Raw genomic sequence first — 17,038 nt, 5'->3', positions numbered from 1 at the left:
AAATTTTGAAATGGAATTATTAGCAAAAACGAGAAAATTAAATGCGTTATTACAGAGCGCAGCAGGAAAGCCTGTAAACTTTAGAGAGATGTCTGACACAATGTGTGAAGTAATTGAAGCAAACGTGTTCGTTGTAAGTCGTCGCGGTAAATTATTAGGATATGCGATTCACCAACAAATCGAGAACGAACGTATGAAACACATGCTTGCAGAGCGTCAATTCCCAGAAGAGTATACGCAAAGCTTATTCAATGTTACAGAAACATCTTCAAATTTAGGTGTGGATAGTGACTACACAGCATTCCCAGTAGAAAATAGAGAATTATTCGGTCAAGGTTTAACTACAATCGTACCAATCGTTGGTGGCGGTGAGCGTCTAGGTACACTAGTATTAGCTCGTCTTGGTCAAGAGTTCTTAGACGATGATTTAATTCTTGCTGAATACAGCTCAACTGTTGTAGGTATGGAAATCTTACGTGAAAAAGCAGAAGAAATCGAAGAGGAAGCACGTAGTAAAGCTGTTGTTCAAATGGCGATTAGCTCATTATCTTACAGTGAGTTAGAAGCAATCGAGCATATCTTCGAAGAATTAAACGGAACAGAAGGTTTACTTGTTGCAAGTAAAATTGCTGATCGCGTAGGAATTACTCGTTCTGTAATCGTAAATGCACTACGTAAATTAGAAAGTGCTGGTGTTATTGAGTCTCGCTCTTTAGGTATGAAAGGAACATACATTAAAGTGCTAAACGACAAGTTTCTACAGGAACTTGCTAAATTAAAAACAAACTAATTTATAAAAAAACTCTCCTCGGTTGAGGAGAGTTTTTTGTTTTTTTTAAGAGAATGATTTTGCTTACGTAAGGCGTCATGACAACGTTCATTAGAAAACTATTAATTAACCTTCAATTCCTTGCTTAAAGGAATTGAAGGTTGGTAATACTAGAATTTGAGCGTGAAAAAAAGAAAGTTTTACATTGTTCGCATTTTCGACTTGATTGTAATATTTCAGTATGATATAGTAAGCAGTGGTGTCAGTACAAAGTACACACGTTTACTGATTTAAGTGTTGGTGCTACGTTCGTAGTTTCGCTTAGAGATGAAGTAAACGGAGGATATCAAAAAACCATTTAGGAGGAACTAAATTATGTCAGTAATTTCTATGAAGCAATTGCTTGAAGCTGGTGTTCATTTCGGACATCAAACTCGTCGTTGGAACCCAAAAATGAAGCGTTACATTTTCACAGAGCGTAACGGTATCTACATCATCGACTTACAAAAAACTGTGAAAAAAGTTGAGGAAGCTTACAGAACGATGCGTGACATCGCTGCTGAAGGCGGAGACATCTTATTCGTAGGTACTAAAAAGCAAGCACAAGAAGCTATTAAAGAAGAAGCAACTCGTGCTGGTATGTACTTCGTTAACCAACGTTGGTTAGGTGGAACTTTAACAAACTTCCAAACAATCCAAAAGCGTATCAAGCGTCTTAAAGATATCGAAAGAATGCAAGAAGATGGTACTTTCGAAGTACTTCCTAAGAAAGAAGTTGTTCAACTTAAAAAAGAGTTAGAGCGTCTTGAGAAATTCTTAGGCGGTATTAAAGATATGAAAGGTCTTCCAAGTGCATTATTCGTAGTAGACCCTCGTAAAGAGCGTATTGCAGTTGCTGAAGCACGCAAATTACACATTCCAATCATCGGTATCGTTGATACAAACTGTGATCCAGACGAAATCGATCACGTTATCCCAGCAAACGATGATGCAATTCGTGCTGTAAAACTTCTTACATCTAAAATGGCAGACGCGATCCTTGAAGCAAAACAAGGTGAAGAAACTGTTACTGCGTAACAAATTTGGAAAGGTGATAAGGGGTTCGGCCTTTTATCACCTTTTTTAAGGTATAAATACATATTTTAGGAGGATGAAAAACATGGCAATCACTGCACAAATGGTAAAAGAACTTCGTGAAAAAACTGGCGCAGGTATGATGGACTGCAAAAAAGCTTTAACAGAAACTAACGGCGACATGGAGAAAGCAATTGACTTCTTACGTGAAAAAGGTATTGCGAAAGCTGCTAAAAAAGCAGACCGCATCGCTGCTGAAGGTTTAACTTTCATCGAAACAAACGGTAACGAAGGTTTAATCTTAGAATTAAACTCTGAAACTGATTTCGTTGCGAAAAACGAAGGTTTCCAAGCATTAATTAAAGAACTAGCTGCTCACTTATTAGCTAACAAACCTGCTAACGTTGAAGAAGCTATGGCTCAAACAATTGAAGGCGGCAAAACAGTAGAAGAGCACATCAATGAAGCAATCGCTAAAATTGGTGAAAAACTTACACTTCGTCGTTTCGAAATCGTATCAAAAACTGATGCAGATGCATTCGGCGCTTACCTACACATGGGTGGACGTATTGGTGTATTAACAGTTCTTGAAGGTTCTACTGATGAAGCAGCTGCTAAAGATGTAGCAATGCACATTGCAGCAGTTAACCCTAAATACATCGACCGCGATGCTGTAACAGCTGAAGAAGTTGAGCATGAGCGTCAAGTATTAACACAACAAGCTTTAAACGAAGGCAAGCCTGAAAAAATCGTTGCGAAAATGGTAGAAGGCCGTCTTGGCAAATTCTTTGAAGAGATTTGCTTACTTGACCAAACATTCGTTAAGAATCCTGACATGAAAGTTCGTCAATTCGTTGAGTCTAAAGGCGGAACATTAAAAGGATTCGTTCGCTACGCTGTTGGTGAAGGTATCGAAAAACGCGAAGACAACTTTGCTGAAGAAGTAATGAACCAAGTAAAAGGTAACAACTAATACAGATTAGGGAACACATTGTGTTCCCTTTTTTAAAATAAAGATGTAAGCAATTGGAGGTTCATTATGAGTAAACCGAAATATAATCGTGTCGTTTTAAAGCTGAGCGGAGAAGCTTTAGCTGGCGAGCAAGGATTTGGAATTAACCCAGCTGTTATTAAGTCAGTTGCGGAACAAGTGAAAGAAATTGCAGAACTTGATGTAGAGGTTGCTGTTGTTGTTGGTGGCGGTAACATTTGGCGTGGGAAAATTGGAAGCGAAATGGGTATGGATCGTGCAGGAGCAGATTACATGGGCATGTTGGCAACAGTTATGAATTCATTAGCTCTTCAAGATAGCTTAGAGAATATTGGAATTCAAACTCGCGTACAAACTTCAATTGAGATGCGTCAAGTGGCAGAGCCTTACATTCGTCGTAAAGCAATTCGTCACTTAGAGAAAAAACGTGTTGTTATCTTTGCTGCAGGTACTGGTAACCCATACTTCTCTACAGATACAACAGCAGCATTACGTGCAGCTGAAATCGAAGCGGACGTTATTTTAATGGCGAAAAATAATGTGGATGGCGTATATAGTGCAGATCCATCTATTGACCCAACAGCTACGAAATACGAAACACTTACTTACTTAGATGTATTAAAAGCAGGTTTAGGTGTAATGGATTCTACAGCTTCTTCTTTATGTATGGATAATGATATTCCATTAATTGTATTCTCGGTTATGGAAAAAGGTAACATTAAACGTGCCGTTTTAGGCGAAAATATTGGAACAGTTGTAAGGGGGAAATAAATTATGGGACAACAAGTATTGAAGTCTTCAAATGAAAAAATGGAAAAAGCAGTTGCTGCTTATTCTCGTGAATTAGCAACAGTTCGCGCTGGTCGTGCAAGCTCGTCTGTATTAGATAAGGTACAAGTTGATTACTATGGTGCACCAACACCAGTTGTGCAATTAGCGAACATTACAGTTCCAGAAGCACGTTTGCTTGTAATTCAACCTTATGATAAAACTTCTATCGGTGATATTGAAAAAGCAATTTTAAAAGCAGATTTAGGCTTAAACCCTTCTAATGATGGAACTGTAATTCGTATTGCATTCCCTGCATTAACAGAAGAGCGTCGTCGTGATCTTGTAAAAGTTGTGAAAAAATATGCTGAGGAAGCAAAAGTTGCTGTTCGTAACGTACGTCGTGACAGTAATGATGACCTTAAGAAGCTTGAAAAAGCTGGCGACATTACAGAAGATGATTTAAGAGGATATACTGAAGATATCCAAAAAGAAACAGATAAATATATTGCAAAAGTTGACGAAATCGCAAAAAACAAAGAAAAAGAAATTATGGAAGTGTAATAGCGATAATTTCGCAAATATGACCCTCTTCTTAAGGGGGTCTTTTTACACTTTTAGGCATACGTCTGCTTGTTGGAGGGTATGAATGATGTTTAAAAAGTTTCCTTTTTTTAAAAGTAAAAAGGTCACATCGTTTGATCATCTCATTGAAAAAGTGAAAAAAGGATATATCCCAGAACATATTGCTATTATTATGGATGGTAATGGAAGATGGGCAAAGAGAAGAGCCATGCCTCGCATTGCTGGTCATCATGAAGGTATGCAAGTTGTGAAGAAAATCACAAAATTTGCAAGTAAGCTTGATGTGAAAGTATTAACTCTTTATGCTTTTTCGACTGAGAACTGGAAAAGACCGAAAAAAGAAGTTGATTATTTGATGAAGCTTCCAGAAGAATTTTTAGGTGCATTTTTACCAGAGTTGATTGAAGAAAACGTACAAGTCCGAGTAATAGGGCAAAAAGATCGTCTTCCTACGCATACGCGCAGAGCGATGGAAAAAGCCATGGAAGATACGAAAGAGAATACGGGATTAATTCTTAATTTCGCGTTAAACTATGGAAGTCGAGATGAAATCGTTTCTGCTGTGCAACATATGATGAAAGATAGTGAGGAAGGAAAAATTCGTTCGGAAGAAATAAGTGAAGAAATGATTTCTTCTTACTTAATGACGAGTTCTTTACCTGATCCAGAGTTGTTAATCCGTACAAGCGGAGAGCTACGTATTAGTAATTTCATGTTATGGCAAATTGCTTATTCGGAATTTTGGTTTACAGATGTGTATTGGCCAGATTTTACCGAGGAACATTTGCTAAATGCGATTACAGACTTTCAACATAGAGGGCGCAGATTCGGAGGCGTGTAGAAAGAGAGGGTTTGGTAGTGAAACAGAGAATTATTACTGGAGTGATTGCTGCCGCGCTATTCATTCCCATCGTAATTTACGGTGGCGTGCCTTTTACAGTTTTAGTGTATGCACTTGCTTCTATAGGTTTATATGAATTAATTCGTATGAACAAGCTTACGCTTATTTCGGTACCAACAGTTTTAGCTGCAGTATTATTGTGGATTATTTTAGTTCCGAGTAGTGCATCAGAACTGTTTACGTGGATTGGATTAGGTAAATTAGAAATCACATTTGTGATTGTTTTATTACTTTTATCATATACAGTCCTTTCTAAGAATACATTTACTTTTGACAATGCTTCATTTTTACTTATGGCAACGACATATGTTGGAATGGGATTCTTATATTTAAATGAAACGAGAATATTAGGAATCAAATATGTGTTCTGTGCACTATTTGTCATATGGGCAACTGATTCAGGTGCCTATTTCATAGGAAAAGCATTTGGAAAAAGAAAATTGTGGCCAGAAATTAGTCCGAATAAAACGATTGAAGGTTCATTAGGCGGTATTGTTTGTGGAATTGTTGTTGCACTTGTTTATAACATGTTCTTCCCAGTAGAAGCGAATGTAGGAATTTTAATCGTTCTGACGATTATCATTTCTATTTTTGGACAAATTGGTGATTTAGTGCAATCTGCCTTTAAACGCCATTATGGTGTAAAGGATTCCGGTACAATCTTACCTGGACATGGTGGTATTTTAGATCGAACAGATAGTTGGTTATTTGTATTACCAATTCTATACTTCTTATTACAATACAATTAATAAATGAACGAGGGGTTGGAGTCATGAAAAACATTAGTTTACTAGGTGCAAGCGGATCAATCGGTACACAAACATTAGATGTGTTACGCTCGCACCCAGACCAATTCCGTCTCGTTGCTTTTTCTGTAGGGAAAAATGTTGATTATGCAGTAAAGGTAATTCAAGAATTTTCTCCGCAAATTGTCTCTGTGCAAAGAGAGGAAGATGTTTTAAAATTACAAGCTGTTTCTGGGAATACAAAAGTCGTATATGGTAGCGAAGGCTTATTAGAAGTAGCGCTACATCCCGATACAGAAATTGTAGTGAATGCTGTTGTAGGTAGCGTAGGGTTATTACCGACACTCCGTGCAATTGAGGCGAAAAAAACAATTGGAATTGCAAACAAAGAAACGTTAGTAACTGCAGGGCATCTTGTAATGGAAGCAGCACGAAAACATAATGTATCGTTACTTCCAGTAGACAGTGAACATTCAGCTATTTTTCAATGCTTGAATGGTGAAAATGAAAAAAGAATCTCTCGCTTAATTATAACTGCTTCAGGCGGAAGTTTTCGTGATAAAACGAGAGATGAATTGCATCAAGTGACCGTAGAAGATGCACTTCGTCATCCAAACTGGTCAATGGGTTCGAAAATTACAATTGATTCTGCTACAATGATGAATAAGGGGCTAGAAGTAATTGAAGCACACTGGCTTTTTGGTATCCCTTATGAGCAAATCGATGTTGTTCTACATAAAGAAAGTATTATTCATTCTATGGTTGAATTTGAAGATCGTAGTGTAATGGCACAGCTTGGCTCCCCTGATATGCGAGTACCGATTCAATACGCGCTTACATATCCTGATAGATTACCTCTTTCAGACACGAAACAGTTAAATTTATGGGAAATGGGAACATTGCATTTTGAGAAAATGAATCAAGAGCGTTTCCGTTGTCTACGTTTTGCGTATGAAGCTGGAAAGACAGGTGGAAGTATGCCGGCTGTAATGAATGCGGCAAATGAAGTAGCTGTTGAAGCTTTTTTACAAAAGAGAATTGGTTTCTTAACAGTGGAAGACCTCATTGAAAAAGCAATGCACCATCACACTGTCATTGCACGTCCGAGCTTAGAGGAAATTCAGGAAATTGACGCAGCCACAAGACGGTTTGTGATGGAACAAATTTAGCAAAGGTGGTTATGGAATTGAATACAGCGATTGCCTTTATATTAATTTTCGGTGCACTCGTATTTTTCCATGAGCTAGGGCATCTATATTTCGCAAAAAGAGCAGGTATTTTGTGCCGCGAGTTTGCGATTGGTTTTGGTCCGAAAATATTCTCATTTGAAAAGAATGAAACGGTGTATACGATTCGATTACTGCCCCTTGGTGGCTATGTAAGAATGGCTGGCGAGGATGCGGACACAGTTGAGTTAAAACCTGGAAAAAAGGTTGGGCTTGTATTAAATGAAAAAGACGAAGTTGTTAAATTAGTTTTTGACGGACATGAAAAATATCCAAATGTTCGTGTCATTGAAGTCGAACAAGCTGATTTAGAGCATAATCTTACAATTTCGGGTTATGAAGAGTACGAGGAAGAGCTGCAAACATTCCGAGTGAATGAAAAAGCTCGTATCATTTCTGCGGGAGAAGAAATTCAAATCGCTCCGTACAATAGACAATTTGGCTCTAAAAAATTGGGCCAACGCGCTCTAACAATCTTTGCAGGTCCTGCAATGAACTTTATTCTAGCATTTGTTATTTTTGTGATTCTTGGATTTGTACAAGGAGTTCCTGTTGACAAACCGATGGTTGGAAAAGTAATGGGGAATAGTGCTGCAGAACAAGCTGGATTAAAAGAAAACGATACAATTCAAGCAATCAATGGTAAGAACACTAGTACATGGAAAGATGTTGTAACGATTGTACGTGAAAATCCAAATAAAGAGATTACGTTACATGTAAAGCGTGATAGTGAGCAATTTAATGTGAAAGTAACACCAACGCTTGATAAAGAAGGAAAAGACGAAGTTGGTAGAATTGGTGTTTATTCTCCTGTAGAGAAAACAGTGATGGGTTCTATTAAATCAGGATTTGAACAAACATACGAATGGACGAAACTAATTTTTGATTCTCTTGTGAAATTAGTAACGGGTCAATTTTCTATTAATGAGTTGTCAGGTCCAGTAGGAATTTATAATCTAACAGATCAAGTTGTAGATTATGGATTTACGCGTGTACTAAGTTTAGCGGCAGTTTTAAGTATTAACCTTGGTTTATTTAATTTATTACCAGTCCCAGCTTTAGACGGTGGACGTTTGTTCTTCTTCTTAATTGAAGCGTTACGAGGAAAACCAATTGATCGTCAAAAAGAAGGAATGGTTCACTTTATTGGGTTTGCATTATTAATGTTGCTTATGTTAGTTGTAACATGGAATGACATCCGTAAGTTTTTCTTGTAAAATAAGAAGAAGTTTATAATGAAATAGAGCTCGTAGAATAAAATCCCTCACCTAACTCGAGGTGAGGGATTTTATTGCGTGTAAGAGTAAAATGAAGAGGTGCGAATAAATGAAACAAAGTATGGTATTCAGTCCTACATTACGTGAAGTTCCAGCAGATGCTGAAATTAAGAGTCATCAATTATTACTTCGCGCAGGGTTTATGCGTCAAAATGCTTCTGGTATTTATAGTTTTCTACCATTTGGTTTAAAAGTGTTACACAAAGTAGAACGTATTGTTCGTGAAGAAATGGAGCGCGCAGGGGCAGTAGAACTATTAATGCCAGCTATGCAAGCTTCTGAATTATGGCAAGAATCAGGCCGTTGGTATTCTTACGGATCAGAATTAATGCGTATGAAAGATCGTAATGCACGCGAGTTTGCGCTAGGGGCAACTCATGAGGAAGTAATTACAGATCTTGTACGTGATGAAATTAAATCATACAAAAAACTACCATTAACATTATATCAAATTCAAACAAAATTCCGTGATGAGCAAAGACCACGTTTCGGTTTATTACGCGGAAGAGAATTTTTAATGAAAGATGCGTATTCTTTCCATGCAACACAAGAAAGTTTGGATGAAGTATATAGCGGTTTATACAAAGCGTATTCTAATATCTTTGCTCGTTGTGGTTTGAATTTCCGTGCAGTTATCGCTGATTCTGGAGCAATGGGTGGAAAAGATACACACGAATTTATGGTGTTATCTGATGTAGGTGAAGATACAATTGCGTATTCTGATACATCTGATTATGCGGCAAATATTGAAATGGCTCCTGTTGTTGCTACGTATACGAAGAGTGATGAAGCCGAAAAAGCACTTGAAAAAGTAGCAACTCCAGATCAAAAAGCTATTGAAGAAGTATCTGCATTCTTAAATGTTGCAGCGGAAAAATGCATTAAATCTATGGTGTTTAAAGTAGATGAGAAATTAGTAGTAGTACTTGTTCGTGGCGATCATGAAGTCAATGATGTAAAAGTGAAGAATGTATACGGAGCTTCAGTCGTTGAGCTTGCTTCACATGAAGAAATAAAAGAGTTATTAAACTGTGAAGTGGGTTCTTTAGGACCGATTGGTGTTACAGGAGATATCGAAATTATCGCTGACCATGCTGTAGCATCAATTGTCAATGGATGTTCAGGAGCGAACGAAGAAGGATTCCATTATGTAAATGTAAATCCAGAACGTGACTTTAAAGTAAGTCAATATACAGATTTACGCTTCATCCAAGAAGGAGACCAATCTCCAGATGGAAATGGAACAATTCTTTTCGCACGTGGAATTGAAGTTGGTCATGTATTCAAATTAGGAACTCGTTATAGTGAAGCAATGAACGCAACGTTCCTAGATGAAAACGGAAAAACAAAACCACTTATTATGGGTTGTTACGGTATCGGTGTATCTCGTACAGTGGCAGCAATTGCAGAGCAGTTTAATGATGAGAACGGTTTAGTTTGGCCAAAAGCTGTTGCACCGTTCCATGTGCATGTAATTCCAGTAAATATGAAATCTGATGCACAACGTGAAATGGGTGAAAATATCTACAACTCATTACAAGAGCAAGGATACGAAGTATTACTAGATGATCGTGCAGAACGTGCAGGTGTTAAATTTGCAGATGCAGATTTATTCGGTCTTCCAGTTCGTGTTACAGTTGGTAAAAAAGCAGATGAAGGTATTGTAGAAGTGAAAGTACGTGCTACAGGCGAGTCTGAAGAAGTGAAAGTAGAAGAACTTCAAACATATATTGCTAATATTTTAAAATAAGAAGAGGTACCTCGTAATGAGGTACCTTCTCTTTCTTTGTAAACGTATTTTGTAAAAGAAGAAGGGAGAAATCTTTCTTTGTAGTACGTTTCAATTTATAATAGCAAATGGAAGGAGAGTGCTTATGTCATTAACAAATGAACAACAAGAGCGATTTCAAATTTTGCTCCAACAGTTGCAAATACCAGAAGACCTTATAAATCAATATTTACATGGCGGTGGTATTGAAAAGCTAGTTATTGATAAAGCGAATAAAAGTTGGCATTTTGACTTACAAGTGCCACGTATTTTGCCGACAGAATTATATGAGTTGCTAGAAACAAAGCTTAAGCAATCATTTTCTCATATTGCAAGAACAACATTTGCATTAGAAACAGAGAATAAACAATTTACAGAAGAAGAAGTGAAGGCATATTGGCCGCTTTGTACAGAACGAATTACATTTTCACCTATGTTCGCGTACTTAAAGAAGCAACTTCCGCAGGTCAATGGCGTGAAGTTGCTAGTAAATGTGAATAATGAGCTGGAATCTACTGCTTTAAAGAAAAACGTTGCGAAACCAGTAGGTGATCAATACGAAGCTTTTGGATTCCCACGTTTTCAGTTAGACACACATATAAAGCAAAATGCAGAAGAAATGCAAAAGTTTCGTGAGCAAACACAGGAAGAAGATCGTCAACGAGTTATACAGGCTATGGAAGAGATGGCTAAAAAGCAAGCTGAAGAAAGTGATGTTGTTCATGAAGGACCAGTTGTGCTTGGTTATCTTATTAAGCCAGATGAAGAGATTACGCCGCTGCGTGAAATTCAAGATGAAGAAAGAAGAAAAACCGTTCAAGGGTATGTTTTCCATGTAGAGACGAAAGAACTTCGTAGTGGACGTACGTTATTAACTTTAAAGATAACGGACTATACGAACTCTATTATGATTAAGATGTTCTCACGTGATAAAGAAGACATCCCGATGTTACAATCCTTGAAAAAAGGAACGTGGGTAAAAGCGCGTGGTTCAGTTCAAAATGATACATTCGTACGTGATTTAGTTATGATCGCAAATGATATAAATGAAATAACGGGGCCTTCTCGTAAAGATAAAGCAAAAGAAGGGGAAAAAAGAGTAGAACTTCATCTTCATACTCCAATGAGTCAAATGGATGCTGTTACTTCTGTTTCTAAGCTCGTTGCCCAAGCAGGAAAATGGGGGCATGAGGCTATTGCAGTTACAGACCATGCTGTTGCACAGTCATTCCCAGAAGCATATTCTGCTGGTAAAAAGGCTGGAGTTAAAGTTCTATATGGTGTAGAAGCGAATTTAGTTAATGATGGTGTGCCAATAGCGTATAACGAAGCACATCGTCTACTTGCAGAAGAAACATATGTTGTCTTTGACGTTGAGACAACAGGGCTATCTGCTGTATATGATACAGTCATTGAGTTAGCTGCTGTAAAGATAAAAGGTGGCGAAATTATTGATCGCTTTGAATCTTTCGCAAATCCTCATCAACCATTATCGGCAACGATTATTGAACTAACAGGTATTACAGATGATATGTTAACTGATGCACCAGAAGTGGACGAAGTGCTTAAAAAGTTTGAGGAATGGATGGGTGACCATACGCTTGTTGCTCATAACGCAAGCTTCGATATGGGCTTTATTAACGTAGGCTTTAAAAAGGCTGGGATAGAAAAAACGAAAAATCCAGTTATTGATACGTTAGAACTTGCACGGTTCTTATTCCCAGAAATGAAAAATCATCGATTAAATACGATGTGTAAAAAGCTTGATATTGAATTAACGCAACATCACCGTGCGATTTATGATACAGAAGCAACGGGATATTTACTTGTGAAGATGTTAAAAGATGTGATTGAAAAGGGATTTGAATATCACGATCAACTAAACGATAGTATGGGACAAGGGGATGCATATAAACGTGGGCGTCCAAGTCATATGACATTACTTGCCACATCAGATGTTGGGTTGAAAAATTTATATAAACTTGTTTCATATTCTCACTTGAATTACTTTTATCGTGTACCACGTGTACCACGATCACTATTAAAAAAATATCGTGAAGGCATTATAGTAGGAACAGCTTGTGACAAAGGTGAAGTGTTTGAAGCTATGATGCAAAAAGCGCCTGAAGAAGTAGAAGAAATTGCGCAGTTCTACGATTATATTGAGGTCATGCCTCCAGAAGTGTTACGTCATTTAGTAGAACGTGAACTTGTTCGAGATGAAGGACAGTTAAAAACAATAATTTCTAACCTAGTAAAACTAGGTGAGACGTTAGATAAGCCAGTTGTTGCTACTGGGAATGTGCATTATTTAGATCCAGAGGACGCGATATATCGGAAAATTTTAGTCAGTTCGCAGGGCGGAGCTAATCCGTTAAATCGCCATTCATTACCGCCTGTACATTTCCGTACAACAAATGAAATGCTAGATTGTTTTTCATTTTTAGGTGAAGACAAAGCAAAAGAAATTGTTGTGACAAATACACACAAGATTGCATCATTAATTGGTGATGTTCATCCAGTAAAAGATGATTTATATACACCGAAAATTGAAGGTGCCGATGATGAAACACGTGATATGAGCTATGTAATGGCACGAAGTATCTATGGAGATGAACTACCGGAAATTGTAGAAGCTCGTTTGGAAAAAGAATTGAAAAGTATTATTGGACATGGATTCGCCGTTATTTATTTAATTTCACATAAGCTTGTGAAAAAATCGTTAGTAGACGGTTATTTAGTAGGTTCGCGTGGATCGGTAGGTTCATCATTTGTTGCAACGATGATGGAAATTACAGAAGTAAACCCATTACCACCGCACTATGTATGTCCAGAGTGTAAACAATCAGAGTTCTTTAATGACGGTTCTGTAGGTTCTGGTTTTGATTTGCCAGATAAAGAATGCCCAAAATGTAATGTGCCATATGTGAAAGATGGACATGACATTCCTTTCGAAACGTTCCTTGGATTTAAAGGGGATAAGGTACCCGATATCGATTTGAATTTCTCCGGAGAATACCAACCACGCGCCCATAACTATACGAAAGTATTGTTCGGTGAAGATTATGTATACCGCGCAGGAACAATTGGTACGGTTGCGGAAAAAACCGCTTATGGGTATGTGAAAGGTTATGCTAATGATCATAACTTAACAATTCGAAATGCAGAGATTGATCGCTTAGTTGCGGGATGTACAGGTGTAAAGCGTACAACCGGACAGCATCCAGGTGGTATTATCGTTGTACCAGATTACATGGATATTTTTGACTTTTCACCAATTCAGTTTCCTGCTGATTCAATAGGTGCTGAGTGGAGAACAACGCACTTTGACTTCCACTCAATTCATGATAATTTATTGAAACTTGATATATTAGGACACGATGATCCGACTGTTATTCGTATGCTTCAAGATTTAAGTGGTATTGACCCGAAAACAATCCCAACGGATGATCCAGAAGTAATGAAGATTTTCTCTGGTCCAGAATCTTTAGGGGTAACGGAAGAACAAATTAACTGTAAAACAGGTACACTTGGTATACCAGAGTTTGGTACGAAATTCGTAAGACAAATGTTAGAAGAAACGAAACCAACGACGTTTTCAGAGCTTGTCCAAATTTCTGGACTGTCCCATGGTACAGATGTATGGTTAGGTAATGCGAATGAATTAATTTATAACGGTACGTGTACACTGAGTGAAGTTATCGGTTGTCGTGATGACATCATGGTATATTTAATTTATCAAGGCTTGGATCCATCATTAGCCTTCAAAATCATGGAGTCGGTGCGTAAAGGTAAAGGGGTACCAGAAGAATGGGAAGAGGAAATGAGAAATAACAATGTACCAGGTTGGTATATTGATTCATGTAAGAAGATTAAGTACATGTTCCCTAAAGCCCATGCGGCTGCTTACGTACTTATGGCTGTACGTATCGCATACTTTAAAGTACATTTCGCGCTTTTATTCTATGCGGCATATTTTACAGTTCGTGCAGATGACTTTGATGTAGAGGCGATGGCGAAAGGTTCAGCATCCATACGTGTAAAAATTGATGAAATTGCACAAAAAGGATTGGATGCAGCACCGAAAGAGAAGAGTTTATTAACGGTACTAGAAATGACACTTGAAATGTGTGAGCGTGGTTATTCATTCCAAAAGGTTGATTTATACCGCTCGCATGCAACTGAATTTATAATTGATGGGGATACTTTAATTCCTCCATTTAATGCAGTGCCTGGTCTTGGTACAAACGCAGCTTTCAGTATTGTTGAAGCTCGTAAAAATGGTGATTTCTTATCAAAAGAAGACTTACAGCAGCGCAGTAAGGTTTCTAAAACAATTATTGAGTATTTAGATGGTCAAGGTTGTCTAGGAGATTTACCGGATCAAAACCAATTGTCACTGTTCTAATAGGTAGGAAAAGTCTTTGCAAATCAACATTTGCTATGGTATACTGTAAATCGAGATAACCATGTCATGTATATTTTGTGAAAAAGAGAGTGGGGAAACCCACTCTTTCGTGTTACTATCTACATTTTGTTCATGTAGATAGTAAAGATATTTCTGTCGTATATACATATTTTGTTACAAGTTTTACTTCTTAAATTTGGTAATACTAAGACAGATATTCCCTGCTTAACGGCAGGGGCTTTTGTTAGCTAACGAGAAAGAATAAGATAGACCGTCTTTATGAACGGGATCTTTTCTTGTAAATGGTACATGGCGGCAGGAAGGAGGCTGTTTATGGATAAGAAAGTCACAGAAGTTGTAGAAGCATTTGCGCAGCCAATCGTTGAAGAGTTAAATCTTGAACTTGTAGATGTAGAGTATGTGCAAGAAGGACAAGACTGGTTCTTACGCGTATTCATCGATTCTGAAAAGGGAGTCGACATTGAAGAATGCGGTGCGGTAAGTGAACGTTTAAGCGAAGCTTTAGATAAAGAGGATCCAATTCCTCATCTTTACTTTTTGGATGTATCATCTCCTGGAGCGGAACGCCCATTAAAGAAAGAGAAAGACTTCCAGCAAGCGATAGGAAAACAAGTGGCAATTAAAACATATGAGCCGATTGATGGTGAGAAGATGTTTGAAGGAAAGCTACTTTCCTACGACGGTACTACAATTACACTACTATTAACAATTAAAACACGTAAAAAAGAAATCCAAATTCCAATGGATAAAGTTGCGAATGCGCGACTTGCTGTTACGTTTTAGTAAGAAGGGGGATCTTCATGAGCACTGAGTTGTTAGATGCTTTGCTCGTATTAGAGTCAGAAAAAGGTATTAGTAAAGATATTATTATTGATGCGATTGAAGCAGCATTAATCTCTGCTTATAAACGCAATTTCAACCAAGCACAAAACGTTCGTGTGAGCTTTAACCCAGAAGTGGGAACAATTCAAGTTTTAGCACGTAAGGACGTTGTGGATAATGTATTTGATCCACGTCTTGAAATCTCTGTAGAAGAGGCAAGACAAATTAATCCAAACTACCAAGATGGCGATGTACTAGAAATTGAAGTAACGCCAAAAGATTTTGGTCGTATTGCAGCGCAAACTGCAAAACAAGTTGTAACACAGCGAGTTCGTGAGGCGGAACGTGGTGTTATTTATTCAGAATTTAGTGATCGTGAAGAAGACATTATGGTTGGTATTGTACAGCGCCAAGATGCTCGTTTCATCTATGTAAGCTTAGGTAAAGTAGAAGCTTTATTACCTGTAAGTGAGCAAATGCCAAATGAGCAATATAAACCACATGATCGTATTCGCGTATTTATTACAAAAGTAGAAAAGACAACAAAAGGACCACAAATTTACGTATCACGTACACATCCTGGTCTTTTAAAACGTTTATTCGAAATGGAAGTTCCAGAAATTTATGATGGAACTGTAGAAATTCGCTCTGTAGCACGTGAAGCAGGCGACCGTTCTAAAATTTCTGTATATGCAGAGAATATCGATGTTGATCCAGTAGGTTCTTGTGTAGGACCGAAAGGACAACGTGTACAACGCGTTGTAGATGAACTAAAAGGTGAAAAGATTGACATCGTTCGCTGGTCGAATGACCCAGTTGAATATGTTGCAAATGCTTTAAGTCCATCACAGGTTGTTAAAGTACTTGTAGATGAAGCAGAGAAAGCAACAACTGTTGTTGTTCCAGATCACCAGCTTTCATTAGCGATTGGTAAGCGTGGACAAAATGCGCGTCTTGCAGCTAAATTAACAGGCTGGAAAATTGATATTAAAAGTGAGTCTGATGCGAAACAACTTGGTATTGTGACAGAAGAAGATAACGTAATCGCATTCGGATTCGATTCAGCTGAAGACGAAATCGAATAGAGGTGATGAGTATGAGCAATCGAAAAGTTCCGTTACGAAAATGTATTGCGACGCAAGAGATGAAATCAAAACGAGAGCTAGTTCGCATTGTTCGTTCCAAAGAGGGCGAAGTGTCTATTGATTTATCAGGAAAAAAATCAGGACGAGGTGCATATTTATCAAAAGATAAAGAAAGCATTATTCAAGCCCAAAAGAAAAACATTTTGGAACATCATCTAAAAGCGAAAATCGACAGTTCTCTGTACGAAGAGCTTCTTGAGCTTGTTGAGAAGGAGTCGAAATAAGTGTCTGATTGGAAATCATTTTTAGGACTAGCAAACCGCGCTCGAAAAATTATTTCGGGTGAAGAACTCGTTTTAAAAGAAGTACGAAGTGGCAAAGCAAAGCTAGTATTGCTTTCTGAAGATGCGTCAGCGAACACTACAAAACGCATCATTGATAAAACCACGTACTACAACATACCAATGAGAAAAGTCGAAAATCGACAACAATTAGGGCATGCGATTGGGAGAGACGAGCGAGTCGTTGTAGCTATTTTAGATGAAGGCTTTGCGAAAAAGCTACGTAGCATGCTCGATACAAATTACCGGGGGTGAA

Annotated in this window: 15 protein-coding genes; all 15 read left to right on the top strand. The window is 37.8% G+C overall.

From position 1 onward, the window contains the following. Positions 1-10: 10 nt before the first annotated feature. The 15 genes from codY to EXW56_RS18100 all read left to right on the top strand — a co-directional run bounded on the left by codY (position 11) and on the right by EXW56_RS18100 (position 17,037). Positions 11-790, top strand: coding sequence for a GTP-sensing pleiotropic transcriptional regulator CodY (gene codY, locus EXW56_RS18170; RefSeq protein WP_002014541.1), 780 nt, complete (start codon positions 11-13; stop codon positions 788-790). Positions 791-1,144: 354 nt separating this feature from the next. After that, positions 1,145-1,846, top strand: coding sequence for a 30S ribosomal protein S2 (gene rpsB / locus EXW56_RS18165; protein WP_000111485.1), 702 nt, complete (start codon positions 1,145-1,147; stop codon positions 1,844-1,846). An 82-nt stretch (positions 1,847-1,928) separates the two neighbouring features. Next, complete coding sequence (tsf, locus tag EXW56_RS18160) at positions 1,929-2,816, top strand: translation elongation factor Ts (RefSeq protein ID WP_002088177.1); 888 nt, start codon at positions 1,929-1,931, stop codon at positions 2,814-2,816. Positions 2,817-2,882: 66 nt separating this feature from the next. Next, positions 2,883-3,605 carry a UMP kinase gene (gene pyrH, locus EXW56_RS18155; protein WP_002111372.1) on the top strand — a complete coding sequence of 241 codons (723 nt, stop codon included), beginning with the start codon at positions 2,883-2,885 and terminating at the stop codon, positions 3,603-3,605. A 3-nt stretch (positions 3,606-3,608) separates the two neighbouring features. Next, positions 3,609-4,166 carry a ribosome recycling factor gene (gene frr / locus EXW56_RS18150; RefSeq protein WP_000531506.1) on the top strand — a complete coding sequence of 186 codons (558 nt, stop codon included), beginning with the start codon at positions 3,609-3,611 and terminating at the stop codon, positions 4,164-4,166. Positions 4,167-4,251: 85 nt separating this feature from the next. Further along, complete coding sequence (gene uppS, locus EXW56_RS18145; protein ID WP_002111371.1) at positions 4,252-5,028, top strand: undecaprenyl pyrophosphate synthase; 777 nt, start codon at positions 4,252-4,254, stop codon at positions 5,026-5,028. Positions 5,029-5,045: 17 nt separating this feature from the next. Then, entirely contained in the window at positions 5,046-5,837 is a 792-nt protein-coding gene (gene cdsA, locus EXW56_RS18140; RefSeq protein ID WP_000813576.1) for a phosphatidate cytidylyltransferase, read from the top strand. Between the two features lie 23 nt (positions 5,838-5,860). Continuing rightward, positions 5,861-7,003, top strand: a complete 1,143-nt coding sequence (dxr, locus tag EXW56_RS18135; RefSeq protein WP_002014547.1) for a 1-deoxy-D-xylulose-5-phosphate reductoisomerase — start codon at positions 5,861-5,863, stop codon at positions 7,001-7,003. A 17-nt stretch (positions 7,004-7,020) separates the two neighbouring features. Beyond that, positions 7,021-8,277, top strand: a complete 1,257-nt coding sequence (rseP, locus tag EXW56_RS18130; RefSeq protein WP_002160740.1) for an RIP metalloprotease RseP — start codon at positions 7,021-7,023, stop codon at positions 8,275-8,277. A 109-nt stretch (positions 8,278-8,386) separates the two neighbouring features. Further along, positions 8,387-10,087 carry a proline--tRNA ligase gene (locus tag EXW56_RS18125; RefSeq protein ID WP_215557377.1) on the top strand — a complete coding sequence of 567 codons (1,701 nt, stop codon included), beginning with the start codon at positions 8,387-8,389 and terminating at the stop codon, positions 10,085-10,087. A 124-nt stretch (positions 10,088-10,211) separates the two neighbouring features. After that, positions 10,212-14,513: a PolC-type DNA polymerase III gene (locus tag EXW56_RS18120; RefSeq protein ID WP_215596832.1), complete on the top strand. Its 4,302-nt coding sequence runs from the start codon at positions 10,212-10,214 to the stop codon at positions 14,511-14,513. A 333-nt stretch (positions 14,514-14,846) separates the two neighbouring features. After that, complete coding sequence (gene rimP / locus EXW56_RS18115) at positions 14,847-15,317, top strand: ribosome maturation factor RimP (RefSeq protein WP_002111367.1); 471 nt, start codon at positions 14,847-14,849, stop codon at positions 15,315-15,317. Between the two features lie 17 nt (positions 15,318-15,334). Continuing rightward, positions 15,335-16,441, top strand: a complete 1,107-nt coding sequence (gene nusA / locus EXW56_RS18110; protein WP_002111366.1) for a transcription termination factor NusA — start codon at positions 15,335-15,337, stop codon at positions 16,439-16,441. Positions 16,442-16,452: 11 nt separating this feature from the next. Then, on the top strand, positions 16,453-16,725 hold the full coding sequence (gene rnpM / locus EXW56_RS18105; RefSeq protein WP_002088161.1) for an RNase P modulator RnpM: 273 nt from the start codon (positions 16,453-16,455) through the stop codon (positions 16,723-16,725). After that, positions 16,726-17,037, top strand: a complete 312-nt coding sequence (locus tag EXW56_RS18100; protein ID WP_002111365.1) for a YlxQ family RNA-binding protein — start codon at positions 16,726-16,728, stop codon at positions 17,035-17,037. Position 17,038: the final 1 nt, after the last annotated feature.

The organism is Bacillus mycoides (genome assembly GCF_018742245.1).
In the GTDB taxonomy this organism is placed as follows: domain Bacteria; phylum Bacillota; class Bacilli; order Bacillales; family Bacillaceae_G; genus Bacillus_A; species Bacillus_A cereus_U.
The sequence above is the reverse complement of the archived record's forward strand: the minus strand, read 5'-3'. Positions and strand labels throughout refer to the sequence as shown.